Origin of the sequence: Lentzea sp. NPDC006480, from assembly GCF_040611995.1 — a bacterium.
Classification (GTDB): domain Bacteria; phylum Actinomycetota; class Actinomycetes; order Mycobacteriales; family Pseudonocardiaceae; genus Lentzea.
Map to the genome: position 1 here is coordinate 1 of NZ_JBEXPJ010000093.1, position 25,264 is coordinate 25,264.

Annotated in this window: 23 protein-coding genes and 1 pseudogene; 16 read left to right on the plus strand and 8 right to left on the minus strand. The window is 64.0% G+C overall.

Annotation, left to right across the window (positions count from 1 at the left end):
- Positions 1-217: 217 nt before the first annotated feature.
- From ligD to ABZX92_RS29665, 4 genes are all read right to left on the minus strand, one after another.
- Positions 218-2,164 carry a DNA ligase D gene (gene ligD / locus ABZX92_RS29650; protein ID WP_355566416.1) on the minus strand — a complete coding sequence of 649 codons (1,947 nt, stop codon included), beginning with the start codon at positions 2,162-2,164 and terminating at the stop codon, positions 218-220.
- Between the two features lie 126 nt (positions 2,165-2,290).
- On the minus strand, positions 2,291-2,602 hold the full coding sequence (locus ABZX92_RS29655) for a hypothetical protein (protein WP_355566341.1): 312 nt from the start codon (positions 2,600-2,602) through the stop codon (positions 2,291-2,293).
- Complete coding sequence (locus ABZX92_RS29660; protein WP_355566344.1) at positions 2,589-2,921, minus strand: hypothetical protein; 333 nt, start codon at positions 2,919-2,921, stop codon at positions 2,589-2,591. The genes ABZX92_RS29655 and ABZX92_RS29660 overlap by 14 nt, the downstream gene beginning before the upstream one ends.
- Before the next feature lie 62 nt (positions 2,922-2,983).
- On the minus strand, positions 2,984-4,042 hold the full coding sequence (locus ABZX92_RS29665) for a LysR family transcriptional regulator (protein ID WP_355566347.1): 1,059 nt from the start codon (positions 4,040-4,042) through the stop codon (positions 2,984-2,986).
- A gap of 295 nt (positions 4,043-4,337) precedes the next feature.
- Here ABZX92_RS29665 and ABZX92_RS29670 point away from each other — a divergent pair, with 295 nt between their 5' ends.
- The 4 genes from ABZX92_RS29670 to ABZX92_RS29685 all read left to right on the plus strand — a co-directional run bounded on the left by ABZX92_RS29670 (position 4,338) and on the right by ABZX92_RS29685 (position 7,435).
- Entirely contained in the window at positions 4,338-5,399 is a 1,062-nt protein-coding gene (locus ABZX92_RS29670; RefSeq protein ID WP_355566350.1) for a radical SAM protein, read from the plus strand.
- The gene (gene tmk / locus ABZX92_RS29675; RefSeq protein ID WP_355566353.1) at positions 5,396-6,049 is read left to right on the plus strand and encodes a dTMP kinase; all 654 of its coding nucleotides are present in this window, start codon (positions 5,396-5,398) and stop codon (positions 6,047-6,049) included. Before ABZX92_RS29670 ends, tmk begins: the two co-directional genes overlap by 4 nt.
- On the plus strand, positions 6,040-6,882 hold the full coding sequence (locus ABZX92_RS29680; protein WP_355566356.1) for an endonuclease/exonuclease/phosphatase family protein: 843 nt from the start codon (positions 6,040-6,042) through the stop codon (positions 6,880-6,882). Before tmk ends, ABZX92_RS29680 begins: the two co-directional genes overlap by 10 nt.
- Positions 6,883-6,943: 61 nt before the next feature.
- Positions 6,944-7,435, plus strand: coding sequence for an NUDIX domain-containing protein (locus ABZX92_RS29685; protein ID WP_355566359.1), 492 nt, complete (start codon positions 6,944-6,946; stop codon positions 7,433-7,435).
- On the opposite strand, the gene ABZX92_RS29690 is transcribed toward ABZX92_RS29685, so the two are convergent.
- From ABZX92_RS29690 to ABZX92_RS29700, 3 genes are read right to left on the minus strand one after another with little or no spacing between them, the layout of a single operon-like run.
- On the minus strand, positions 7,410-8,372 hold the full coding sequence (locus ABZX92_RS29690) for a Scr1 family TA system antitoxin-like transcriptional regulator (RefSeq protein ID WP_355566419.1): 963 nt from the start codon (positions 8,370-8,372) through the stop codon (positions 7,410-7,412). The two genes, ABZX92_RS29685 and ABZX92_RS29690, sit on opposite strands and share 26 nt — an antisense overlap.
- Positions 8,353-8,763, minus strand: a complete 411-nt coding sequence (locus ABZX92_RS29695) for a hypothetical protein (protein ID WP_355566362.1) — start codon at positions 8,761-8,763, stop codon at positions 8,353-8,355. Before ABZX92_RS29695 ends, ABZX92_RS29690 begins: the two co-directional genes overlap by 20 nt.
- Positions 8,764-8,808: 45 nt before the next feature.
- A complete protein-coding gene (locus ABZX92_RS29700) occupies positions 8,809-9,177 on the minus strand; it encodes a zinc finger protein (protein ID WP_355566365.1) in 369 nt (122 codons plus the stop codon).
- A 263-nt stretch (positions 9,178-9,440) separates the two neighbouring features.
- Here ABZX92_RS29700 and ABZX92_RS29705 point away from each other — a divergent pair, with 263 nt between their 5' ends.
- The 9 genes and pseudogenes from ABZX92_RS29705 to ABZX92_RS29745 all read left to right on the plus strand — a co-directional run bounded on the left by ABZX92_RS29705 (position 9,441) and on the right by ABZX92_RS29745 (position 18,349).
- Complete coding sequence (locus ABZX92_RS29705) at positions 9,441-10,610, plus strand: helix-turn-helix transcriptional regulator (protein ID WP_355566368.1); 1,170 nt, start codon at positions 9,441-9,443, stop codon at positions 10,608-10,610.
- Between the two features lie 11 nt (positions 10,611-10,621).
- Positions 10,622-11,353 carry a 5-formyltetrahydrofolate cyclo-ligase gene (locus ABZX92_RS29710; RefSeq protein WP_355566371.1) on the plus strand — a complete coding sequence of 244 codons (732 nt, stop codon included), beginning with the start codon at positions 10,622-10,624 and terminating at the stop codon, positions 11,351-11,353.
- Between the two features lie 138 nt (positions 11,354-11,491).
- On the plus strand, positions 11,492-12,136 hold the full coding sequence (locus ABZX92_RS29715; protein ID WP_355566373.1) for a hypothetical protein: 645 nt from the start codon (positions 11,492-11,494) through the stop codon (positions 12,134-12,136).
- Between the two features lie 191 nt (positions 12,137-12,327).
- A complete protein-coding gene (locus ABZX92_RS29720) occupies positions 12,328-12,468 on the plus strand; it encodes a GAF domain-containing protein (RefSeq protein ID WP_355566422.1) in 141 nt (46 codons plus the stop codon).
- Positions 12,462-13,349 carry a GAF domain-containing protein gene (locus tag ABZX92_RS29725; RefSeq protein WP_355566376.1) on the plus strand — a complete coding sequence of 296 codons (888 nt, stop codon included), beginning with the start codon at positions 12,462-12,464 and terminating at the stop codon, positions 13,347-13,349. Before ABZX92_RS29720 ends, ABZX92_RS29725 begins: the two co-directional genes overlap by 7 nt.
- 33 nt (positions 13,350-13,382) lie before the next feature.
- Positions 13,383-14,222 carry an SDR family oxidoreductase gene (locus ABZX92_RS29730; RefSeq protein WP_355566379.1) on the plus strand — a complete coding sequence of 280 codons (840 nt, stop codon included), beginning with the start codon at positions 13,383-13,385 and terminating at the stop codon, positions 14,220-14,222.
- A gap of 232 nt (positions 14,223-14,454) precedes the next feature.
- Positions 14,455-15,096 carry a hypothetical protein gene (locus ABZX92_RS29735; RefSeq protein WP_355566382.1) on the plus strand — a complete coding sequence of 214 codons (642 nt, stop codon included), beginning with the start codon at positions 14,455-14,457 and terminating at the stop codon, positions 15,094-15,096.
- Between the two features lie 559 nt (positions 15,097-15,655).
- Positions 15,656-16,820: pseudogene (locus ABZX92_RS29740) on the plus strand (IS3 family transposase).
- Between the two features lie 1,310 nt (positions 16,821-18,130).
- Positions 18,131-18,349, plus strand: a complete 219-nt coding sequence (locus tag ABZX92_RS29745) for a hypothetical protein (RefSeq protein ID WP_355566385.1) — start codon at positions 18,131-18,133, stop codon at positions 18,347-18,349.
- 1,925 nt (positions 18,350-20,274) lie between these two features.
- On the opposite strand, the gene ABZX92_RS29750 is transcribed toward ABZX92_RS29745, so the two are convergent.
- Complete coding sequence (locus ABZX92_RS29750; RefSeq protein ID WP_355566388.1) at positions 20,275-20,793, minus strand: hypothetical protein; 519 nt, start codon at positions 20,791-20,793, stop codon at positions 20,275-20,277.
- A gap of 499 nt (positions 20,794-21,292) precedes the next feature.
- On the opposite strand from ABZX92_RS29750, the gene ABZX92_RS29755 reads away from it, so the two are divergent.
- The 3 genes from ABZX92_RS29755 (at position 21,293) to ABZX92_RS29765 (ending at position 25,217) form a co-directional block, all read left to right on the plus strand.
- The gene (locus ABZX92_RS29755; RefSeq protein WP_355566391.1) at positions 21,293-22,018 is read left to right on the plus strand and encodes a glutamate ABC transporter substrate-binding protein; all 726 of its coding nucleotides are present in this window, start codon (positions 21,293-21,295) and stop codon (positions 22,016-22,018) included.
- Positions 22,019-22,806: 788 nt separating this feature from the next.
- Entirely contained in the window at positions 22,807-23,067 is a 261-nt protein-coding gene (locus tag ABZX92_RS29760) for a hypothetical protein (RefSeq protein WP_355566394.1), read from the plus strand.
- A gap of 656 nt (positions 23,068-23,723) precedes the next feature.
- The gene (locus ABZX92_RS29765; RefSeq protein WP_355566397.1) at positions 23,724-25,217 is read left to right on the plus strand and encodes an alpha/beta hydrolase fold domain-containing protein; all 1,494 of its coding nucleotides are present in this window, start codon (positions 23,724-23,726) and stop codon (positions 25,215-25,217) included.
- The last annotated feature ends 47 nt before the right edge of the window (positions 25,218-25,264 follow it).

Genomic DNA, 25,264 nt, shown 5'->3' on the forward strand with positions numbered 1-25,264 from the left:
CATTGACCATATCGACCTCGCCAGTCAGCGTGACCACGACGACGCCGTTCTCGACAGAGACCTTCGTCTGCGCAAGCTGCGGGCTTCCCGCCTGGTCGCTCACCGTCGGGCACTCCTCCCACCCTCACTGGTGAAGGTGTTCTTTCCGGCGTGATCGCCGAAAGTCAGCTGAACGCTACGACTCACGCGAGCGGATGCTCAAGCGCCTGCTCCCGTCTCAGCCGGGAAACGGTGCTTTGTTCTGTTCGACCAGAGCAAACAGGTCACCGATCTCTGATATCCGTTCGAGAACCTCGTCCGCGCTGAATACCAACTGCTCCGGTCTCCGGCAAGCACGGACCTCGTCCCAGGTGACCGGTGTCGCCACGGTGGGCTCGTCGCGGCCACGCAGTGAGTAGGGCGCGATGGTGGTCTTGGCCGGGTTGTTTTGGCTCCAGTCGATGAAGACCCTGCCTTCGCGGCGAGCTTTCGCCATCGTGGCTGTCACCTGCTGGGGCGTGTCCCGTTCGAAGGCCACCGCGATCGTCTTCGCATAGTTCGAGGGAGCCTGAGAGCTCGTGGTCTCGATGCCTGCATACACCTGCAATCCCTTCGATCCCGATGTCGTCGCCACCGGGAGCAGTCCGTCCTCGGCGAGCACGTCGTACAGGCGCTCGGCCACTCTGCAGCAGCGCACGATCGTCGTACCCGGCCCTGGATCGAGGTCGAACACCAGCCGGTCCGGCGAGTTCCGGGCGCCACCGTTAACCGTCCATTGAGGAACGTGCAGTTCGAGCGCGGCGAGGTTGGCGGCCCAGACCAGCGCGGCGAGCTCGTGGATTTGTGGATAGCGAACGATCTCATCAGCATCTGCCCCGCGTCGTGAACCACCGCCGCGCAACTCCACTGTCGGCAACCAGTCCGGTGCGCTCGCATCAGTGTTCTTCTGGAAGAACTTCTGTCCGTGCACGCCGTTGGGGAAGCGGACGAACGTGACGGGCCTGTCGCGCAGGTGCGGCAGCAGGACGGGTGCGATCCGGCTGTAGTAGGCGATGATCTCGCCTTTCGTGGTGCCGTCCGGGTACAGCGCTTTGTCCAGGTTGGACAGACGGAGGGTGCGGCTGCCCGCCTTCACCGTCACCCGGCTGCCGATCTCCGGCTCTGCGGTGACAAGGGGAGTGGGCCGGCCGGGTTGTGGCGCGGTCACCTCGCCGGGTGCGCGGTCACGGCGAAGACCACGCCACGCGGTGTGCCGCAGTCGGCCGTCGTCGCCGCGGGTGAACTGGCGGAACCGGACCTCGCCCACCAGCACCGGCTCGACCCACCGGGCACGCACGACGTCCTCGCGCGGGGGAGTGGCCGCGAACGGATGCCGCGCCCGTTCCAGCGGTTGCAGCCGATCGCGCAGCTGATCGCGGTCCTGCCGGGTGAAGCCTGTGCCGACGTCACCGATGTAGACGAGCTCACCGGTCTCGGGGTCGTGGGCCCCGAGCAGGAGCCCACCGACGGTGCCGGTGAAGCCGCTCTGGCCGGGGCGCCATCCGCACACGATGACTTCCTGGGTCTGGGTGAGCGGGTGTTTGCACCAGAAGTCCGGCCGCTTGCCTGGGATGTACGGCGAGTCGAGCCTCTTGGCCACAAGTCCTTCATGCCCTTCCGCAGCGACGCGATCGAGCAGGCGCTGCGGGGTGAGGCGGTCGGCGGCGAGCTCGGCCGCGGTGAACGACGGTACCACCGCGACCCGGAAGGGATCGGGCATCGCCAGTTCGGTGAGCAGGCGTCGCCGCTGCACGTACGGTTCGTTCAGCAGGAGCTGCTCACCGAGCTGCAGGAGATCGAAGGCCAAGAACCGAACCGGCACGTCCGCGAACGGCTCGGTCCGGCGGGCGGTGCGGTGCTTCTGGAAGCGGCCACGCCGTTGCTGCAACAGGCCGAAGTCGATCTGCCCCGCCTCGTTGTAGACCACGACCTCACCGTCGAGCACCGCGGCACGCCCTCGCAGCACAGCGGTGAGCACCTCGGCCAGCTCCGCGAACTCGGCGGTGAGGTCGAGACCGTTGCGGCTGGTCAGCACTGTGGTGCCGTCAGCGGCGATGCGCATCGCCACGCGGTAGCCGTCCAGCTTGTACTCGTAGACCCACTGTGGTCCCTCGCGCAGGCGTCCACCGTCGGGCTTGGCCAGCATCGGGTCGATCCAGGCGGGAACGGAGTCGTGTGCAGTGGGCACGGCGACCTCCGCTCCCGGCGTGTTGCCTCGTCACCAGGAATCTGAAGGTAACCCGAACGGCCTAACCGTGCGCGGTGGAACGGCTCATTCGCGAAGGCGCAGCACGTGGAACGGAACCAGCTGGTCAACCAGGTGGAGCTGCTCCCGGCGACCGTCGGCGTAGCTGATCTCGTAGTTGACCACGCCGAGCCAGTCGCCCTCGATGCTGGGGAAACGTCCGTGTAGCCGACCGTGAACCTCGCCGGTCAGATCGAGGCCGGTCGCGATGACGTGTCGGTCGGCGCCGGGCTTTCGAGCGAACAACTTGTCGAGGCTGACCGAGACCCCGGTGAGCACGGCTCTCCGGCCGTGGACGGTGTCGCCCTCCCAGGTGGTGAACGGACTATTGAGCGTCATGGCCGCCTGCCGGTGGGATGACTCGTTGAGCGCGGCGAAGGGCAAGATCGAAGTAGAGCTCTTCGCAGAGCTCTGCGCGTTCGGGCGCGGGAGTTGCGGCGGTCAATCGCCAGAAGTGATCGGCGCCCTCGGTTGCGCAGGCCAGGCAGCTGATCGTGGCCTCACCGTCCTGCACGACGGCGCGGAACTGGGAGTGGCCGAGGGTGTGGCGTCCGAGCTTGCACCTCGCCGGGAGGAGGGCGACCTGGTGGCCGGTCGAGTCGTATCTGTACGTGAGCTTGCCGTCCATTTGGGACGGTTCGAGCAGCTGCCGATCCATGACGCGAAAACCTATCACCAGGTTCGCACATGTGTTCGATTGGACGCGTGTGGCGGTTGGGATCAACCTGGAAGAGTGGCAGGGACTGCTCTCGCCGGGGACTCTGCCGCGAACGCTTCCCACAGCAGGTTAAGGGGATGGTCGGCGGCGTAGCGATCACGTTCGCCTTTGCGGGCGAAGATTCCCGTGACGATCTCGAGCGCGGGGTCATAGTCGTCTGCGAGGTCGATCTTGCGCAGTCCGCGGCCGGGCAGGCGTCCTTCGAGGACTGCGTCGGCGACTCGTTCGGTGGTGAGCATGCATCCGTGCAGGAGCTCGGTGTTGAGCAGGTTGAGGCCGTAGTTGAGCGAGTCGATGTCGGCGATGACGTCGAGGGTGCCGCGGTAGTCGGGGCCGTACCAGTGGCCGAGGAACTGAGCGAGCAGACCGGCGGTCGGTGCGAGCAGTGGAAGGCTGGGCAACTTGACAAAGGTCACTGGAGTGTCGGGTAGTTCGCGGGTGGTGAGGTTGGTGAGCAGCGCGACGCGTTCGCGGTGCCACTCCAGGAAGTCGTAGTCCAATGCTGGTGGCCGCCCAGGCTGTGCGGCAAGGCTGCCGCAGACCATGTCGACCTTTTTTGCGTCGAGCTTGCGCCACAAGTCGCGGGTGCGGACGTGTTCGATGTTGAGGTGGATGTCCCGGCGTTCGAAGTCCTCACGCAAGGTGGGCCACACGGCGCCGAGAAACTCGACGGTGAACTCGGTCGTGCCGAAGGTGACCGTGGATCCGAGCCTGCGCCGGCTGCGGTTCAGGCTCTCGGTCCACGACGACAAGGTCTGAATCGCCAGTGCGACGACCTCTTCGCCGGACGGCGTGAAGAGGAAGTCCTTGCCGCGCCCCTGTTTGAGCACCAACGCTTCGCCCACCAGTCGAGTCGCGGCTCGGTTGAGGTTGTCGAGCTGCTTCTGCACGCTGGACTGTTCGCGGCCCAGGACGCGTGCCGCGCGTTGTGCGGTGCCCGCGGTGTGCACCACGGCCAGGGTCCGGAGCTGGTCGAGGCTGACATCGAGCATCTCCGGCGGACAGCCCAGCAGGGTCGCGAGCAGCTCCTCTGCGTCAACCTCGTCCCCGATGTCGGGCACCGTCGCCTCCCGAAGTGTCATGTCCGCTTTGGAGACCCGCGCTGACGTGCTTGTTGTCCGTGCAGACAGTTGAGTTGTCGCTGATCGCAGTTGTACTGGAACTGTCCCAAAGATGTCCACTCGAACATCTAAAGCCACGCTACTGTTCATCCGAACATCTATTCGGGGGCTCGATCCAGCACTCGATCACCGACGGCACGCGAATCGCATGCCGCGGACGGGGAGGTTCACGATGACCGGTGCTCGCAGCATCGCCGAAGATGCCTTCGCCACATCCTGCTACTTTCGGACCACAGTGGACAGCCCGTACCGCAAGGCGCTCGTGCAGATCAACGAAGACTGCAACCTGCGCTGCGCACACTGCTTTGTGTCCGCGACCCGCGTCGGCAAGCAGATGCCACTTGCGGAGATCGTCGACAAGGTGATCCCGCAGCTGAGCGCAGCGCGCGTCCGACGGGTCACGCTCACCGGCGGCGAACCCACGATCCACCCGGACTTCATGGCCATCGTGCGCGCGTTCCGCGAGGTCGGCATGGACGTCGGAATCTGTACCAACGCCACCACCTTGAGCGGTCAGCAGATCAACGAACTCGCGGGTCTCGGAGTGCACTGCAACGTGTCATTGGACGGGTTCGCCGCGGACTCGCACGGCAAGTTCCGCGGCGACCGCGCGAGCTTCGACGTCACCATCGCCACCGTGAAGAAACTCGGCGCGGCCGGCATCCTGCAAGGCTTGTTGTGCACGCCGAACTCGTTGGCACAGAACGAGGAGTACGTCGAGCTGTGTACGTTTGCGCGCCAGAACGGGGCGCGCTACGTGCTGCTCAACCCGCTGGGCAGCATGGGACGCGGCGTCAAGTCACAGTCCCGACTCGCGAAGACCACCCTGCACATGCAGGAGATCCACGCGCTCACCGCGCCGTTTGACGGACTGGACCTCGACATCGCGCACATCCGCTTCCCAAATTCCGCTGGCAAGCCTCTGTCCGGCTGCGAAGCGGGGACGATCATCTACGTGTTCACTCCGGGCGAGGTCACCGTGTGCCCGTACCTGGTGTTCGCCGCGAGAACACCAGCGTCGCAGCACACCGACACCGAGTTCATCGTCGGGAACATCTTCACCGACCCGGACATCGCGCAGCGCTTGGACGGCTACCGCTTCCACGACCGCTATCGCGTAGGCGCCAACAGCACCTGCGGCTCATGCTCGATGAACGACGGTTGCGGCAAGGGCTGTCCCGCTGCGGTGGTCGCGTCCGGTGGCCGAGTCGGGGATGTCGACGCGGAGCAGTGCCCGATCTCGACTACCGACAATATTGCGGGGGAACGCCAGTTGCTGCCGTTGATGCCGGCATGAGCGCCTTGTTCGACGAGCCACGACGATTGCCGGGAACGCTGATCACGCTCGACGGCCCCGGCGGAGTTGGCAAGTCCACCGCGGCGAAACTGGTCGCCGACACGTTGACCGCAGCAGGCGTGCCCGTGCATGCCACCGCCCAGCCATCCCGGGCGCCGCTGGGCGAGCTCGCCCGGCACGGTACCGACACCTATCGCGGAATGGCCTTGGCGTGCCTGTGTGCAGCCGATCGGCACCACCAGCTCGATACCGAGATCAAACCCGCGTTGCGTGACGGACAGGTCGTGATCTGCGACCGCTACGTCGCCTCCTCGCTCGTCCTGCAAGGGCTTGACGGTCTGTCCGCGGAGACGGTGTGGCAGCTCAACCACGGCGTCTACCGGCCGGACCTCTCTGTCATCCTCAACGGCGACCCGGCCGTGATCGACGACAGGCTTCGAACACGCGGTGGGCACAGCCGCTTCGAACGCGCCGAAGACAACAGCGACATGGAAGCCGGGCTCTACGTCCACGCCGTCGTGGACCTGCAGAACAAGGGCTGGCTGGTGGAGACCCTGGACTGCACCACCGACGACGCGGCCACAATCGCTGCCAGGATCGTGTCGCTGATCCACCGAGTACTCGAGGAGAAGATCGCGGTATGCCGCTGAGCCTGCTCACCGTCAACGTCGGCGCCCCGTCGATCGACCGCGCCCAACGCCAGCTGCGATGGCTCGCCGCCCGCCCTGAGGAAGTCCTGGTCCTCACCGAGACCAAAGCCACCGCGGGCAGCGAGTTCCTGGCCAAGACCTTCGCGGCCGCCGGATACTCGGTCACCTTTCCCGCACACGCACCTGGCGAGCTCGGCGTGATGATCGTCAGCAAGATCGTCACCGCGATGGACCCGCTGGGTGCAGCCCTGGATTACCTGCCCGCACGTGCAACCGGCGTCGTCGTCGAGACCGATGAGGGACCGTTGCGCGTCGCGGGCGCCTATGTGCCGTCCCGCGACGCCACCCTGGAGAAGACCGAGCGCAAGAAGACCTGGATCGAGCAGTTCCACAAAGCTCTCGACAACACCAGCTCGAACGCTCCACTGCTGCTGCTCGGCGACCTCAACGTCCTCGAACCCCACCACCAGCCACCTCACCGCGGCCAGTTCGCCCAATTCGAGTACGCCTTCTACACCGGCCTGACCGAACGACACGGCCTCGCCGACCTGTTCCGACACCTGCATCCCGACCGAGTCGAACACAGCTGGGCACGCCGCGCGGACCTCGGCTACCGCTACGACCACGCCCATGGTTCGCACGCGGTCGCTCAGAGGCTCATGACGTGCGAATACATCCACGAGACCAGGGAAAACGCGCCCGATGGATCCCGTCTAACGGATCATTCGGGACTCGCCGTCACACTGGCGCTGAGTGCGACGCAGACGCTGCTAACGTCTGACCCCGCCACGGCGGTCGACGCGCTCAACGAGCCGGAGCCAACTCTGTTCTGAACTCCGGCACCACCCGCGCAGGCTGCCGCCCAGTCAGCCAACCGCGAGGAACACCTGCCGGATGTCCACGACCGCCACCACCCCGCGCATCGGCGGACGGGTGCTGCTGCTCGACGCCGATGACCGCGTGCTGCTCGTTCACGCCTGCGATCCGCACGACCGCGGCCATCACTGGTGGGAGCTGCCCGGCGGCGGTCTCGACGAGGGGGAGAAACCAGAGGACGCCGCTCTGCGTGAGGTGGCGGAGGAGACGGGAATCATCATTCCGTCCCTGGGGCGCAAACTGTGGATCCGCGAATCCCGCTTCCACTACAAGGGCCGCGACCACCACCGCGAGGACCACGTCTTCCTCGGCCGCATCACCGACACCGCGCCGAAAGTCGCACTCAAGCCCACGGAGAACGAGAAGGCCGGGCTGATCGAACGGCGCTGGTGGTCAGCTGCGGAACTTCGCCAGTGCACGGACAAACTGCTGCCGGCTCGCCTCCCCGCTCTGCTTGACGACCTGCTTGCTGGCATCTTCAGCGCTACGCCGTTGAGCCTGAGCGATTGATCGCGCTCCGGCACCCTTCGCTCCGCTTGGGTCGCTTGTTGTGCAACGGATCCTGGAGCTGCATCGCTGTTTGGCACAACCAGGGCGATGTCTCTTCCCGTGGTCGCAGAACCGCTCCGAGCGACTCGAGTGCGTGCTCGTAGGGCTGACGCTCACGCTCCGCCTCCAGCCAGCTGTCGCCGTGAATGGCCCGGACGTGCACCACGTCGTCGAAGCGCCTCTCGACGAATCGCATGACGGTGAACGACTTCCCCATGCCGTAGTACGGACCAGCAGCACTGTCCACGACCTCGATCGCGAGGCTGGGCAGGGATTCCTGAAGCTCATCGAGGTGCAAGAGCTGATCTGCCACCACCCGTGCTCCGCCCACGTTGCTGGTGAGCACGGATTCGGACACGATCAGCCGCACAAGGAGCGGGCCGGCGCTCCCGTGTTGCGCGGCGTCTCGCGGTCCGGTGGCCAGTCGGCTGAGAATCTCCTCCCGAAGCTTCGAGTCGAGCTCGTGAGCAGTCGCGCCTGCTTGCAGCATCGCGGCATGGTGGGCGGCAGTGCGGACGAGTTCCGGAATGGCGTCTGCCGCCACGATCACCAGCTCGGATGCCTCGGCCGCGACATCCCAGTAGGTCCACGTGAGCCGCGGCCACGCGCCACGAGTCACGTAGTCCCACGTCTGTGGATCTCCGAGTCGGTGCGACGCTTGAACGCAGAGTTCGACTTCGTCGTCCGGTACTCCGCAAGCACTGGCGATCTTCACGACGTCCATGGGAGAACACCGAATCACCGCACTGCTCAGCTGGGACAGCTTCGCCGTGGAGAAACCGACGATCTCCTTCAGCTCCTCCAAAGTCCAGTTCCGCCTCTTGCGCCAACCGAGCACCCTCCGGCTGAGCGCGCGAACCTCCAGGCTCGCCTTCCCGTCAATCAGCTTGGCGGCCATCGGTCTCAGTAAGCGTGGCGGTAGCGCGTTCGACGACTGCGGCGACGTAAAGACCTGCCTTGAGTTGGCCGTCACGTCGTTGCATCTGAAGGACGATGTCGAGCAGGAGAAGAGTCACTGCAGTGTGGACGATGGCCACGGCGAGAGCAGGCAAGTCCTGCGACGTGAAGGCGGCGAAACCTCCGAACGCCAACGTGGCGGCGAGCAGCACGAGACCCGCATGCCGTGAGAGTAGTGCGCGTCCAAAGGGAAAGGCCTTGTCGACGTGTTGCTGGATCACTCGTCGTACACAGACTTCTTGGTTCTTACCAGCGTCGATCGCTTCGCGCTGTCGTTGCGCGACAACGTCCACAGCAGCGTGCTGGATCGTGCAGGTGTCGATCTTGTCCATCAGTTCGTCCACTTTCAACACTCGTGAGGCATCGGAAGGCCTTCATCAGGCGGCGCTGATGTCGACCTGCTGGTCGAACTCGACAGCGAGCAGTGCCAGCGTGGTGACGAGTTCTCTGAACTGCATGGCCTTGTCCGCGGGCGGCAAGGTTTGGCCTTCCAGCTCGTCGTCTTCTAGGACCGGAGTGGCCTTCGACTTCGCGGACCTTGGCCATGGCAGAAGGTGCTCGTGCTCTCGCCACACCGCGTCGCACGTCTTGCAGGTGGGCCAGCACCGTTCGGAGTCCGCCCACTTGTCGGTCGACGCGGTCACTTCGAGGTCGCAAAGGGTGTTGCCCACCTCGTTCGCGGCGAGCTCTTGAGGTATCGCATGGCGCGACCCCTCGTGGGGCTGCCACTTGAAAGGACGAGGCATGACCGATCACTTCCCGTGAACCTGTGCGCGTCGAGCGCTCGTGGTGTCGGCGGTGATCTACTGAAACTCGCTTGCGGATATCCGCGCCAGCCCGCGAAGTTGCCTCAAATGTCCCCTGAACGTCCCCTCTGGAGCTTCTACCTGCGGAAACAAAGCCCTGACCCAATTGGGTGATATTGGAGCGATCCCAATAGGTCTGCTCGTGGAGACGGTTTCTCGGGCTACGCTGCTGGTTAGGCGAATCCGTGTTAGGGGAGACCGCGATGGCACCGCCGCGGAAGGCACTGACTGACCGTCGCAAGGCGGAGGGATTCTCGAGGGAATCGCTGGCGCTCGCGGTCGGAGTCGCCGAGAAGACGGTCGGCAAGTGGGAACGCAACGAGGCAACTCCTGAACCGCTGAACCAACCACGTCTCGCCAAGGCGCTCAGGCTCACCACCCAGAAGTTGATCGACCTTCTCAACGCGGAGTCCGAGCCTGAGGTGCAGGACGGACTCGATCGGGTCGAATGGGCGCTCGCGAACCCGTCTCAAGCCGACTTCGAAACCGTTGCCAGGCTCCGTAACCACGTTGTGGAGCTGGGAGAGCGTTACGACAGGGAGCGGTCGACCGCTTTGCTCGCCGAGGCGGGGCAGTTGCTGGGGCAGGTTCGGTTTCTTCGGCAGCACGCTCAGCGGTACGGGGTGAAGCGGGACCTGCTTGCGGCGGAGGCCGAGGCGGCGACGCTCATGGGACAGTTCGCCTGGGACGCCTCCCAGCGCCGGGATCACCTCGAGGCGCGGAAGCACTTCGATCGTGCTGCGGAAGCCGCACGAGAGATCAACGACCCGGTGCTGGAGAGCATCGCGCTGCTCCGGACTTCGTACGTCGCGCTCTACGGCGAAGACGATGCACGTGACGGTCTTCGGCTGACCGAGCAAGCAGCTGTGGCTGCGCGCGGTAACAGTGAAGTCCTGGAAGGCCTTGCGGTGCTGCACACCGCCGAGGCGCACGCGATGCTCGGCGAACGCCGAGCCTGCGAACGTGCACTGGATCTGGCGCAGGACCACTTCGAGCAGAAGACCGGGGACGACCCCGTGCCGGAGATGTTCTCCGAGACACAGCACGACCGGTTGGCCGGTGCCTGCTACCTGCGGCTGGAGGACGCGACGAAAGCCCAGCCCACCCTGGAACGAGTGGCGGTCAAGGCGCGGTCGCGGTCGAAGTCACGCAGCATCGCGCTGGCCAACCTTAGCCTGACCCACATCCTGCAGCGCGACCTCGAACAGGCGGCCGCGAGCTTGCACCTCGCGATCGACTCGATCGAGGGCACCTGGGGCGGTGGCGGCCTCAAGGTCATTTTCAATGCGGCGAGAGAGCTTCGCCCTTGGCGCGCGGAACCTGTGATAGATCAGGTGTACGACCGCCTGCTGACCGTGATGGCGGCGACCTAGGAGGTTAGTTCGTGGGCAGTCCCGGCGAGGGCAAGAACGAAGTCCGTCACCGCGTCTGGGATCTGCTGGCCGAACACGGAGCTGCTCCGCCGGACGTGCACGGGTCGATCCCGAACTTCGTTGGTGCCGAAGCAGCGGCGGACAAGCTTGCCGAACTCGCCATCTGGCAATCCGCGCGTGTGGTCAAGGCCGTGCCCGACAAACCGCAGATCCCGGTTCGAGTGCTGGGCCTCTCGCAGGGCAAGCTGATCTACCTCGCGGTCCCGAAGCTCGCTGGAGCGAAGCCGTTCTACGAACTGGATCCGGCGAAGCTGCCCGTTTCGCCGGCCGAGGCCGCCATGCCGAAGGTCGCGGCGACGTTCGCGAGAACCGTCGACACCGATGAGATGCCGCAGGTGGATCTCGTCGTGTGCGGCTCGGTCGCAGTCGACCGCCGGGGCGCGCGACTCGGCAAGGGCGCGGGCTACGCGGACATCGAGGTCGCTCTACTCCAGGAAGCCGGGCTCATCCACGAAGCAACACCCATCGTCACGACCGTGCACGACCTCCAGGTGGTCGAGGACGAGCTGCCGGAGACGAGCCACGACTTCTCGGTCGACTTCATCATCACGCCGACGCAGGTCATCGAGTGCGGTCCGTCTCGGCGTCCGGAAGGCATCATCTGGTCGGAGATCGATCCGGCGAAGGTGGCTGCCATCCCAGCCCTTGCCTTGCGCGCGGCACAAAGACCCCCGATCGAGTGATCGCGGCGTTCCTGCAGCTCAGCGCTGATCGAGGGGACGCATCGGGGACCTCCTGGGGACGATGGAGGTGTTCCGCAGCGCAGCTCCACCGGGCTTGGCTATGGCCTCCCAGCCAGCGCAGAAAGCCGAGGTGGCTCTGTGAGCACGCAGGCACCTGTCGAATCCGGCCGCATCATCGCGCCGTACATCACCACCTGGTCCGCTGAGCAAGATCTGCCGTCGAGAGTGGTGGAACACCCGCTCGGCGGCGTCGGCTACGCAGACGAGGGGCTGGGTGATCGTGACGCCCATGGAGTGCTGTGGAGCCGCATCGGCGTTCGTCCGGGAACCGGTCGCCCCGAGTTCGGGAAGGTGCACCCGCTGAGGCAGCGACGCGCCATGCGCAAGCTGCTGTGCCAGGTGTGCGGTGGCCCGGCCGACCGCACGGACGAGGGCGTTCTCTGGTTGTTGCGTGACTACCGAGGCGACTGGCCGAGCTGGCCGGAAGGCATGGCATCGACTGAGCCGCCCGTGTGCGTGTTGTGCGTCGCGCTCTCGCTGAAGCGCTGTCCAGCTCTTCACCGCGGTGCTGTTGCCGTCCGCGTTCGTGAGTGCCCGATCGCAGGCGTGCGTGGCGCGATCTACCAGCGGGGCATGTTCGGGCCGACCCCAGTGTCGGCGGCCAATGTCACCTACGAAGATCCGGATATTCGTTGGACCGTCGCTTCAGCGCTGATCCGCGAGTTGAAGGGGTGCGCCCTGATACCGCTTGAGGAACTCATCGCACAGCACGCGGCCGCTTAGCAGGCCCTGGTGCGTTCTGTGGGGCCTTGAAGGGCCTTCGCACGATTGGATGAACTCCAACCACGGTAGTCGGGCGAGAGCCGAAACAACCGTGTCATCGTGTACCTGACCACGTCAGTGATCGGGTACTGATCGCTCCCATGGCGACGGACTGGCTGGTCAGGCCAATCTTCGACCGGGGGGACGGAGCGATGGCGACGGACTGGTTGCTCGTGGAGACGTTCGGAGGTCACCGGAGAGAGCCGACGGTGATGGCTGTTGGGCGCAATCCGAGGAATCTTGTTCCACTGCGAACTGTGCTCAGCCGTGGGCCTTTCTCTCGGACGTGCTGATTCTGATCGCTCGGGTCGTCGAGACAGGAGAACCTCTCGAAGTCGCCGCGACCGCGGGGAAGCGCCGGATCATCGGCCATCCGCTGGCTACGTACGGCGGTGGGGTCCACGGTGTTTACGTGTGGGTTGGCCGGCCGGACGAGGAGCCTCCTCCGCGCGACCCGGCCGGCGCCTGGCACATCAACGTCACCCAGCACATCAGCAGCAGGTCGGATGATCTGCTGCGGCTCTACGGGACGAGCGCGGAGAACTGGCGAAACCAGCACGACCTGGCCGAACTGTTCGCGTACGGGCGCCTGCAGACGAACTCGGACGAGTCGAAGGCGCTCGCGCTTCTCGTCAACGCGACGGTCGGGAACGAACATCAAGCCACCTGGACGGTGACGCGGGATGACGGCGTCCGGCGTGCGGCGCACTTCGCTTGCCGGTGCGTCGAGGTGCGCACCGGTGCAGGACGGATCGAGCGCATCGTCCGCGGTATTACCCACGACATCGGCGCGGCCGACAGCGTGCCGGCGGCGCCTCCTCCGGCACCGGTTCTGCTAGCTCAGCAGGTCCTCGCCGCTGAAGCGACATCCGGCAGGTGGCGGGCGATCGTCGATCTGCGGACGATGAGGCTGTTGAGGTGGATCGACGATCCGATGCCAGGAGTTGCGTGGAAGCTCGACGTCGCACGCCGACCGGCGATTCACCGCGAGGATCTCCGGACAGCTGCCAAGATGTCGGAGGAGCTCGCTTCCAGCGGGCGGGCGTGTGGTCCGTTGCGCCTTCGCTCGGAGCGTGACGACTGGATGGAGGTGTCCGTCGAAGCGGCGCTCATGCTGCTCGATCAGCACACCATTGCCGCGTTGGTGACGCTGACTTTGCCTGACAGCGGTTGATGGCCATCGTTCGGTTAAGAGTGCCGGGGGACCATGAGCTGGTTCGAGAACAAAGTCGCGGTGATCACCGGTGCAGGTTCTGGGATTGGGCACGCGCTCGCAGCCGAGTTGTCCAAGCGAGGAGCTCGCCTCGCACTCCTTGATCGAGATGCTGATGGCCTGGAGGTCACTGCCGGTCAATGCGGCCGCGGCAAGGTGCTCGTTCGAAGGATCGACGTCACCGACTGGGCTGCGATGCAGGAAGTCGCAGCTCTGGTCGGGGAGGAACTCGGCGGAGTCGACGCCGTTTTCTCCGCGGCGGGGATCATCCAACGCGGCAGCCTGCTCGGCTCGGCGGTCTCGGACATCCACAGCGTGATGGCGGTCAACTGGCTTGGCACCGTGCACACGGTGAAGGCCTTCCTGCCGCTTGTCATGCTCTCGCCGGGCGCACGCGTCGTCACTTTCTCGAGCGCGTACGGCTTGATGGCCATGCCGAAGTACGGCGCCTACAACGCCTCGAAGTTTGCAGTACGCGGGTTCAGCGAATCGTTGCGGCAGGAGCTGGCGGAGTCCGGCAGCGATGTCTCCGTGACGTGCGTGTATCCCGGCGGGGTCCGTACGCCGATCGTCCGCAACGGGCTTTACGCCGCTGGTGAGCCCCGTGACGCCGTAGTTCGGAGGTTCGAGAAGAAGGTCGCGCGCACCGAGCCGGGGGAAGCAGCACTCACCGTCCTAAGGGGAGTGGAACACCGTCGCGCACGTGTCCTCGTGGGATCGGATGCTCGTGCCGTCTCAGCGCTCGTTCACGTGCTGGGCGGCCTCTATCAGGATCTTGTACCTGCCGTTGGGCGTTTGCTGAGTCGTCGCAACTCGAAGAAGCCGCGGACTTGACGTGACCTGAGTCACTGCCTACGCTAGGCCAATCGGACTATTCCGATTGGGTTGGCTTTGTCGCTATCGAGCTGATCCCTGAAACGCAGTGGTGAGGCAGCCGTGTGCTGGCCTCCAACGCGATCGGGGATCGACATGTCTCGGCGAACTTCCACCACCAGCAACCACTTCTTGGCGCTTCGCGCCGTCCTCTCACACCTGCCTCTCGGACGCTCGGCCTCGGGAGGGCGGGATGTTCACGTTGCTGTCCTACGGCTTGCTAGGCATCGCCTCGGGCCCGCTGGTGGTGCTCATCAGCTTCTCGATCACGCGGCGCGAGCCGGTGTCCCGGCGGTTGTTCGACTCGATCGGCTGGACGACTTCCCTTGCGGCGAGCGTCTTTCTGGGATCAGCGTTGACCTACGCAGCACAGGCGGTTCCGCGTTCTGCGGCACTGGTTGCGTGGCTGGTGATCGTCGGCCTGGCGCTCGCGCTGGTCGACTGGACGTGTCAGCGACTGCCGCACATCCTGGTTGGCGCGCTTTTCCTGGGCTTCCTCGTTCAGCTCGGCTTCATGGCGCTCGTGTCTCGCGACGTCGACCCCTTGCTTCGCGCTGGTTGCGCTGCTGCTGTGACGTTCGCAGTCGGGCTGCTCCTCTATCTGGTGCTTGGTCCCGAGTTGGGATTCGGCGACGTCACGCTCACAACGTCTTTGGCCCTGGTTCTGGGGTGGCATGGGTGGTCGTTCGTCGCTTTAGGACTGACTTCGGGCCTCATCGCGGCAGGAGCTGGCACACGCGCTTTGCTCGTCATGAGGCGCATCGGCCGTCGCGACTCCATTGCGCTCGGGCCGGCTCTCCTCCTCGGGGCCATCTTCTCGATTTTGCAAGCCTGACGGAGGTGGCGTGATGTGCCTTCCGCTGCCAGAGCCTGACCCGGTCATCGCGAACGAAGCGCCGCGAGCACTTCACCGTGCCTGCACCATGTTCGTGCTGATCGTTCAGGTCGCGCTCGCCGACGAACTTCGCCCGGAGATCACTTTCACTCCGGGCACGCTGGTCGAGGTGGCCTCAATGCCCCCACGCGGGGCCACCTCGACACCCCAACTCAACCTTCCGTTCTGGAGGCCACGATGAAGAAGACGAACACGCTCTTGGCCCTGGGAAGTGCGGTTGTACTGCTGGGCTCGTGCGACCGCGGTCCTGCACCGGGCGCGTCGCCTACGGGGAGTGCTGCGGTACCAACAACCTCGGCTCGCGACAGCGCGGTCGGCGCGTACCGGGCGATGTGGAACGGCTTCGCAGACGCAGACAACACCTCAGACCCGACTTCTCCTGTGCTTGCTCAACACGCCTCAGGCGCCGCGCTGGAGAAGTTGAGACGAAGGGGTCTGCTGCACCGTTAGGTGACATCTGAGTTGGCTTGTCGTGATGGTGAGCTGGGAGGATGTCGCTGTGCCCAAGCCCTACCCTCAGGAGTTCCGCGACGATGTCGTGCGGGTCGCTCGTGACCGTGAGCCCGGCGTGACGGTCGAGCAGATCGCCAAGGACTTCGGGGTGCACCCGATGACGTTGTTCAAGTGGCTGCGCCAGGCCGACGCCGACGAGGACACCAAGCCGGGCATGAGCAGGACGACTCGGCCGAGCTGCGTGAGGCGCGCAAGCGGATCAAGTTGCTGGAGCAGGAGAACGAGGTCCTGCGCCGGGCGACCGCGTAGTTGTCGCAGGCGAACCTGCCGGGAAAAGGCTCTACCCGCTCGTGACGGAGCTGGCCGTGGACGGTATCCCGGTCGCGGTGACGTGTCGGGTCTTGAACATCGCTCGACAGCCGTACTACCGGTGGCGTGCCCGGCCGGTCACCGACTCGGAACTCGAGCGGGCTCATCGGGCGAACGCGTTGTTCGACGCTCATCGCGACGATCCGGAGTTCGGCTACCGGTTCCTGGCCGATGAGGCGCGCGACGCCGGCGTGTCGATGGTGGATCGGACCGCGTGGCGGATCTGTTCGTCGATGGGCTGGTGGAGCGCGTTCGGCAAGAAACGCGGCCGCAACGGGCAGAAGACCGGTCCGCCGGTCCACGACGACCTTGTCCGGCGTGACTTCTCCGCCGCGTCTCCGAACCGGCTCTGGCTAGCCGACATCACCGAACACCGCACCACAGAAGGAAAGCTGTATCTCTGCGCGGTCAAGGACGCCTGCTCCAACCGGATCGTGGGCTACTCCATCGATTCCCGGATGAAATCCCGCCTCGCCGTCACCGCGCTCACCAACGCCCTCGCCCGCCGCGATGAAGTCGCCGGCTGCGTGGTGCACACCGACCGCGGATCGCAGTTTCGTTCCAGGAAGTTCGTCCGTGCGCTCGCGCGTCACGGCCTGACCGGTTCGATGGGCCGCGTCGGCGCTGCCGCCGACAACGCCGCCATGGAAAGCTTCTTCGCGTTGCTGCAGAACAACGTTCTCGACCGCCGCACCTGGGACACCCGTGACGAGTTGCGGATCGCGATCGTCACCTGGATCGAACGCACCTACCACCGCCGCAGACGCCAGGCCGCCCTCGGCCGGTTGACCCCTATCGAATACGAAGCAATCATGACCACGCCAGCCAGTCAGGCTGCGTGACTACAACTGTCACCTACTCGTGCAGCAGACCCGCTCGCTCTTGGCCGGAGCACGCGGTCATCCCAACAGCCGTCCGCGAGTTGGCGCCCTCCGCATCGAATCAAGCTGGAAACGAAGTCATGACAACGATGCCAGATCGCTTGGCAAAGACTGAAGGCGCTTCACATTGCTACATGAGGCTGGAAGGGCAGGTATCCGTGATCGATCGCGCACTCTTTGAGCGCAAAGAAACAGAAGTGTATGTAGGCCTTGCCTACAATTGCCAGGGCGCGCGGAGCCCAGTATACGTTCATTCCGTGCGCCCTATCAATCTGATGATCGAGTCAACAGCTCAATCGGAGTACCTGAGTGACGGAAACAATGAGCGATTCAAACGAGTGGCTAGCCTGGCTGGACAACGCGGCGCAGCAGGCCAGAGAACGCATTGCGTTCCTCTATGAGGAGGGCCTGGAGTCAAGTAATCAGAAGCAGCGCGCCAATTCCAGTTCACCACATCCGACGATGAATACGCACGACCTGGCCGGGTCACCTGAATTGGAATCGCGGAACACGGACCAACCGGGTGATTCTTTGTGAGCCTCCCGTATCCCGTCGCCGCATCCTTCCGGGCACCGACCGCAGACGCGACTCCAGGCTCGGGAATGTCTGCGCACAGTTGCGTGACCGCCGATCGGCCGAGGGCAAGCCAGTGAGGCTTTCCACGCAACTGTCGGCGACGTTGTATAGCAATAGCTGGTGACGCGCCGGAACTGTTACGGTGCAACAAAAGATGCAAACCCCCGATATGAAGCGGTCCTCTCGCAGATCAACTTCACACGGGTCCCGCGCTCGATGAGTGTTTCGTACACCGCTGGCCTGGAAGCATCCGAGAACACCGTTCTGTTCCTGTCCGCTCCTGCACGCCGAACGCGAACGGCGAGGCAAGCGCAGGAGCACGCTCGCTGGGGACCTACAAGCAGGCGGTGCTGGGTGCTGAGCTGGTTCCTGGAGGAACACCAGGATGCCGGCTCTGGCCAGAGACAACGCGATCGCCGTGTCCACCGCGGACACCTGTCGGGATGGGGGTGTCGTGGTGTTTGCGGTGGTCAGGCCGTCGCTGCGCGGGCGTTGCTAGCCGCGAAGTCGGCCTGGCACTCGCATGTGATCGTGGACGGCACGCTGAACAACACCGACCGGATCTCCGCGCTCTGCCCCAGGACCGGGGTGGATCTGTGGTAGGGCGGCAAACACCACCAGTATGGCGGAAACATGTGATCTCCGCCTGGACGGTTGGCCGTTGTGGACCTCGGACGTGCTGCCTTGCCGGATCAATGCTGCCCGCGCCGATCCCCGATCTGGTGGCCGCGATCACCGCGTCGGCCAGTAACGGCGCCCTGGCCTTGGCCGACGTAGGCTACGAAGGCGAGACCGCGACCCTCACGATCCTGGCCAAGAAGCCTCAGAGCGAGCAGCTCGCAATCGACAGCAAGGCCGCAAGGTCCTCGATGACGCCCCGCGCTGCCGCGCTGAGCGCGCCAACTTTCCGCTGATGACCAGCTTCAAGGTCCTGCGCCGCTGCTGCGGGCGCCCCTGACGCTTCGGCTGCGTAGGCGCCGCCGCCCTAGTCCTGCTTCCCCACGAACACGGCCGCACCACATGACGAACAAGGCTTGATCAAACAACCCCACAAAGGATTACTCGGAAGGCCTCAGAGGCTCCACAATCCAGTGATGCTGCAGCGAGCCCACCTCGAAGACCGGAAGGGCAGCGCGACGCCGTGACCCGCGACGACTGGCTGAACAGCGACGAGACCGAGCCCGCCGCGCCGCGGCGGAGAACAGCGGCGCGACGATGACGAGATCCTCAAACAGGCCGCAGCTTTCCTCGCGAAAGAAGCCCAGAGAATTCTCGGACAAAGTCGTCGACAACAGGATGGACATGCCGAGGCAGCATCATGCTTGCTGGTAAACTCCGACAAAGAGTGATGAGTCGGCGTTGTCTGGCGGTTTCAAAGGGTACAATCGAGTGCACCTTTGCCGCTCGATGCTTCACACCTATTGATTCCAGATCTTGACGGTGGAATGCTGTCCGCAGCAGTATTGTGGCCTAATTTGTGCGCGACAGTTCATCGGTCCGGTAATTGTTGTTTCAGCTAGGCTCGACGCCTGCCGAAGCGGCGGGCCGACGTCAAGTCTCCTCCAGGTCGACGCCTAATGGTTGTGAACTGACAACTGCGACAGTCGCACCTTAATTCCCGAAAAGGTATTCAATGAAGTCTAAGGTAGCTAAACTGACTCGATTGGCCATCGCTGCAGCCTCGCTGGCCGCAGGGCTGAGCATCAGTGTGTCCGCATCGGCTTACGAATCTGACTACAGCTGCCCCGCAGTCTGCTCAGTGTCCGTGTATTCGAAACGGGGCTTCGGTTACTATGAGGCCCAGGTCAACAACAATAATGAGGGCGGTGGGGTGACGAGTTGGATTTGGGTCTACAACCGAGGCAGGGGGGATCATGTGGACTACTTCCTGAAAGACGATTACAACATGCATAAGCTTTACGCCGACCACGACAGTTCATCGTCCCGTAGTCTTGAACGTGATGTTACTGCGTTCAGGGTTTGTGGGCCAAACGGCTGGGGCGGAGACGAGTGTTCGGCGGGGGGTGGCTGGGCTCATCCAAAGAATTAGGCCCGGCCTACCAAAAACGACCACTGGCTTGCCCTCCGATCAGGCATTGCCTCTGTGAGCAGCAAACAGCACCAACGTGGTCCGAGGGCAAGACCATGGGCTCGTTGTCGCAGTCGAGGCGTTGAGCTGGGCATGGGTGCGGCGGCCACGGGTCGTGCCCAGCTCGGATTGGGCAGTACAACGGCATGTCGTCAGCAGTGGGCGGTATCAGTGTCGGCAAACGGTAGACACCACCGGTCACTGCCCTGTTCTGCGCCAACGCCAGTACGGACGGGCAATGCTGCAGCGTCCTTGCGGATGAGGGCACGCGGTGGTTTAGAATGCCGAGGGCTGAGGCCAACTTTGCTGTACGTTGCCTCGGAGGGTGATCAGCCTATCCGTGGGAGTGATCATCACGACGGCGACAAGCGCGACTAAAGGCTTTGCTTTGCAGCGCAAAGCCTTTAGTCGCCGACAATCCCGTGATGGACTACGAACCAACTGACACTCATCGACTCAACGAAGCACCCGTTCGGCTTCCTCTACCTCCGGGACATGACAGACAGCTGCGGTTGAGCACGGCTTGTTCTACGCACAGGTGGACGCACTCGTTTCACTGTAACTGCTCGGCGGTGCCGTGTACCCAGCACGAAACGGTTCGCACACTGCCAGATCGAACCAAGTGCACACACCTGTTGCGGCGCGACAGGTTCTGGTCGACCTGTCCGAGAATGCCGGCGCAGTGTGAACACATCTGGTTCCGATCCGTGCGCCACTGATCTCCCTGCAGGTCAGGCAGAGAGTGTCCCGTCACCACGCGGTCCTGTTCGGACTCTGCGTGAAGTCGACCGCCCCCAGTGATTCCAAGCCGGAGGAGATATCGATGAGCCATTCGATAGTCGGCCCCACAGGTATCCCCACCACACAGCCCTCGTAGTCGGTCATCGCAACGATCACCACCACGTACAGGTGGATCACACTCAGCCACCGGGGAAGCGATTCCGACGAGAGCCGCACAAGACCGCCAGACGGGGGCAGCGTGTCCAGGTGCTCCAGGACGCGAATGGCGACCCTCGCGAAGCAGCCTGCCTCCAGGCAGGCGAGCGCCCAATCTGGCTCGTCTGGCCCGAGTTCGGCACGCAGCAACGCGGCGAGGCGCGGGTCTGTCGTTGTCGCGCTGGGTATGAGCGAGTCACCCACCGACGTGTATGTGGCGACACGGTGGTCCAGCAGTCGGAGCAGGCATTCTGCGTATCCGCGCAATACTTCGACCTCGAACTCGTCGAAGTAGCCAACGACGTCCTCACCGCGGCGGTCCCAGCAGATCACCACGTCAGTAGAACCGCCATCCTTACGGCCCGCGTGGCTCCGCTGCCTCCACGGCCCTTCATGCCATCGAACGCTACCCGAACTGTCCTGCTGCTCAGGGGACCCTGAAACAGTGGGACATCCGGAGTGCTACCGATGAGGTCTGACGAGAGGTACCGCTCGATGGGGGGCTCGGCCGGCACGGCCAAGGCGAGCCTGGCTTCATGAGGCACTCCTGAGGCACAGCAAGTCAAATAGCGTAGCAACATCCGCCCGTTAGCCTCGGACGGTTCTGCCTCTAAAGGCACAAAACAGCGCACTAACGACGCTCGCTCAGTCATGAGCATGACCTCACAATCTAATCTCTGGGCAATCAAGGAGCAGTTTCATTCCTACCTCCGGAGAAATTTTGCCAACGCAGGTAAGAATACTCGCCGCTCTGCTGCCGGCACTGTCAGTCACCTTCGTCATTTCGGCCTGCGGTCGTTCCGAAACTGATTCGCCAATACTCGAACACGGCATGGAGGGCCACCTCAGTGTTGGCATCACGTTCGACCAGCCTGGGGTCGGGCAGCGACTGGCCGACGACACAGTTCGCGGATTCGACGTCGACGTTGCGAAATACATCGCCCAGCAATTCAAGGTGCCGGAGAAGTCGATCACCTGGAAGCAAGTGCTGCTAGCTGATCGCGAAGCTGCGATCGAACGAGGTGAGGTCGACTTCGTTGTGGCCTCCTACTCGATCACCGCGGAACGGCAGCAACGCGTGGCGTTCGCGGGGCCGTACTACATCGCAGGGCAGGACCTGTTGGTGCGCCAGGAAGAGACGTCGATCTCCGGGCCGAGCGATCTGAGTTCCAAACGGCTGTGCAGCGTGACGGGCACGACATCGAGCGAACGCGTGCGACAGCAGTATGCGGCGAGCGTCCAGCTCGTCGAGTACGTACGGTTCGACTTGTGCGTCACCGCGCTGCTGAACAACGAGGTGGACGCGGTGACGACCGATGACTTGATCCTGGCCGGCTACTCGGCGAAGAACCCCGAGCTGCTGCGGTTGGTCGGGCGCAAGTTCAGCGAGGAGCGCTACGGCATCGGTCTGGGCAAGAACGACGACGAGGGACGAAGAAGTATCAACGATGCCATCGAAAAGATGATCACCTCGGGCGCGTGGAAGGCGGCGCTCAACAGGAACTTTCCGGATCCGGACTTTGAGCCAGGGCCGCCGCCAACCGTTGGTCAGGGCTGACACCCATGCCAGAAGAGACGCCCACGTCTGAGCACACCACGCGGTCCGCTGGTGCACATCGACGGCGCCTTCCTCTGGTGGCGCTATCTGTCACCACTGTGCTTGTCGCCGTTGGCATAGGCCTCGGGATTTTCTTCAGCCTGCCCCATACCGACACCAGCTCTCCCCGCGTGGTGCCTGCGAGCCGAAGCGTTGAGCGGCCCAGCTTGATCCGGAGGAGTACTACGCAATCCGTTGTCGCGTCAACACCCCAATCCATTGTCACGTCCACTAGATCCTCTTCATCAGGCTCGTCTCCTAGGCAACCACCGCTTCGGACCGCCACGTCTGCACTGCCACCGCGCACGACGGATCCTCCTCCGCCAGCTAGCTATACCGACACCGTCGCATCAGGACCGGTGACGACGACCGTCACACCTCCTGCCAGTTCGAGTTCACCGCCGAGCAGCTCCGCGGCGTCGCCCACCAGTGGTTGCACAGGTTGCATCGACGCTGTGCGCTGATCGATTGCAGGACTGATCGCCCACCTTCGAACACCGGAGGTGGGCGATCGCCGCTCTCGCGCACGAACCACGCCTCCATGTGATCAACCACGAGGCGATTCACGAACACCTTCGTTAGAGCCGCAGGACCTGGGCTGAGCCCGGATCAGGCGCGGTTTCCGTAACGATCATTCGGTGGTTGATCATGTTGTGTGCTGATCACGGAGTTGCTCGGTGTTCGTGTTCCGATGGACACGTGCTCGTCGTCGTGTGGTTGTCACCTGGTCCCTGCGAGAGGACGCGGAGATGAACGACGTCGTGATCGGGGTGGACGCCCACAAACAGCCACAAGCTGATGGCTGCCGATGGTTTGGTCGCAAGCTGGCCGAGCGGATAGTGGGCAATACCCGTGGAGACCACGCGAAGCTGGTGGCCCAGGCAGGTCGCGGCCTTGGCGCGCGGTCCTCGTTGGAGGATTGCCGCCCTGTCATCCGTCGCTCGGAGCTGGATCTGCTGGCGGCCCGAACGTGCGGTGGCACACCAATGTCGTCGAGCGCGTCGAGCTGATCAAGCGCCTGCGCCGGCACCTGCGTGAACTCGACCCCGTCGCTTTCATAACCTGCGCCGTTACCGCGTCATCAAAGATCTTGTCACCAGACCGGCCAGGTTCGACGGCCTGACGGCACGCACCGCTCTCGAGATGACCGTCCATTGTGGTGAATTGACCGAGTAGATCAACGCGCATGAGCGCGAGTTGCGCAAGCGGGTGCGCGAACTGGCTCCCAGCCTGCTCGCGATCCCTGGACACGGTGTGCTGTCAGCAATGATTGTCCTCGGGGCAACCACCGCGACGGGAAGCCGCTGGGACGCAACGGTCTCATCGACGGCGCAGCGGTCTCATCGACCTCGATAGGGAAGATGGGGCAATCCCAGTGGTCCTTTCGCGCTGGCAAGTTGCGGCTCAGAGAACCAGTTTTCGTCTGCCCGCGACAAGTTCTCGCCTCATGCTCTGGGTCAGGCGGGCAGTCACGGAGGCGCTTCAGGGCACTTCGACCCGTTTCCCCGGGCCCACTCCCCAGTTGTGGTGCCACGATCTCGGCTCCGGAAGATGTTTCCAAGGGACGCCACTCGCGTAGGTGCGCTCTCGGTCATCACAGCTCTGAAACCTCATGTATCCGGCTGGCGTCGCTCTCTGCGCCACCAGTGACGTTGCGAGAGTCCTCATGACACAACCTGCAAGGAAGCTTCGTGTTCTTTGCCTGCACGGCTACCACGGCTCGGCGGCAGTCTTGCGCAGCCAGTTGCTCCCTTTGATCACAGGCACGGAGTCGTTGGTCGACTACGTCCTCGTCGACGCCCCTGCGCGAGCATCGGGAGACTTCGGTTGGTGGCATGCGGTCGACACGCCGAACTCGTCCCCACGTGAGGATCCAGGAGTCAGCGGATCACGGCATTACCTGGGCTGGGGGCGGACACACGAATGGCTGGCCACTCTCTTCGCCGAGCAAGGGCCGTTCGACGGCGTGCTGGGGTTCAGCCAAGGAGCGGCCCTCACGGGGCTGTTGGCGGGCCTTCGGGCCCCGAGTGGCAACGCTACTGCGGAACGTCCCGTCCAGTTCGACTTTGCCGTGGTGATCAGCGGCTTCCCGAGCGTTGATCCCGATCATGCACAGCTTTACCAGTCGAAGGACAGTTTCGACGTTCCATCGCTGCACATCGTCGGGCGAAACGATTTCCTCGTTCCTCCGCCTTTGTCATTTGATCTCGCATCGAGATTCACCAGTCCGGTGATCCTTGAGCACGCTGGCGGTCACATCATCGCAGGCACTGCCGAAGTTCGTGCCGGCTATCGACAGTTCATCGAGGACAGGGTTGCGGCGAAGACCGAAACAACCGCGCCTCGGCCCGCGCATCAGAGGACGGTTGAAGTGCCGCTGTGGCTACCGCACGAGCATCCCCGCTTGACGGTAGTCTTCCCTGAAAGGGTTTCATCCGCACCGACCCCGGCGGTGGTGGTGTTTCGGGGTGGGGCCTACGCGACGTCGGCGGGCAGTGGTGCCGGATCGATCGAGTGGCTCGCGTCTCAAGGCGTGGTGGGGGTTCAGGTAGATTACCGGACGCAAGGTGCTGCCGATGCGTTTCCGGCGCACTATGCCGACGCGGCGCGAGCGGTCAGAATGGTTCGTCAACGTGCTGCAGAATGGAACATCGATCCGGATCGTGTGGGCGTCTTGGGGTACTCTGCGGGCGGACACCTCGCGTCGCTCCTGAGTACGCAGCCTGAACTCCCTGCGCTTTACGACGACGAACTGGCGGAGACGATCTCCGCTCGACCAGATCTCGTGATCTTGGCTTATCCGCTGATATCCTTCGTGGAAGGATATCAACCCGGCGCATTCGCAGGCTCCGTCGATAATTTCTTTGGCCTTCCTGATGCTCCGGAAAATCTCCGCGAGAGATTCTCGAACGAGCTGAACGTCGACCCGACGCACCCACCTGTGTTCATCTGGACAACTCGTGAAGACACGATCGTGCCGTACACACACTCCCAGCTGTTCGTCGACGCTTGCATCAGCTCAGGGGTACCCGTCCGGTACGAGCTCTACCAACAGGGTCCGCACGGCATGGGGCTGGCGTTCGACCGGCAGACCGAGGTGCGTGGTTGGACCGACCAGCTCCGCGCCTGGCTGACGGAACAGTGGGGCAGCAGCCAGTGACGGGGCTGCTGAAGCCCTGTCGCCTGAAAAATGCTCGACGCACAGCT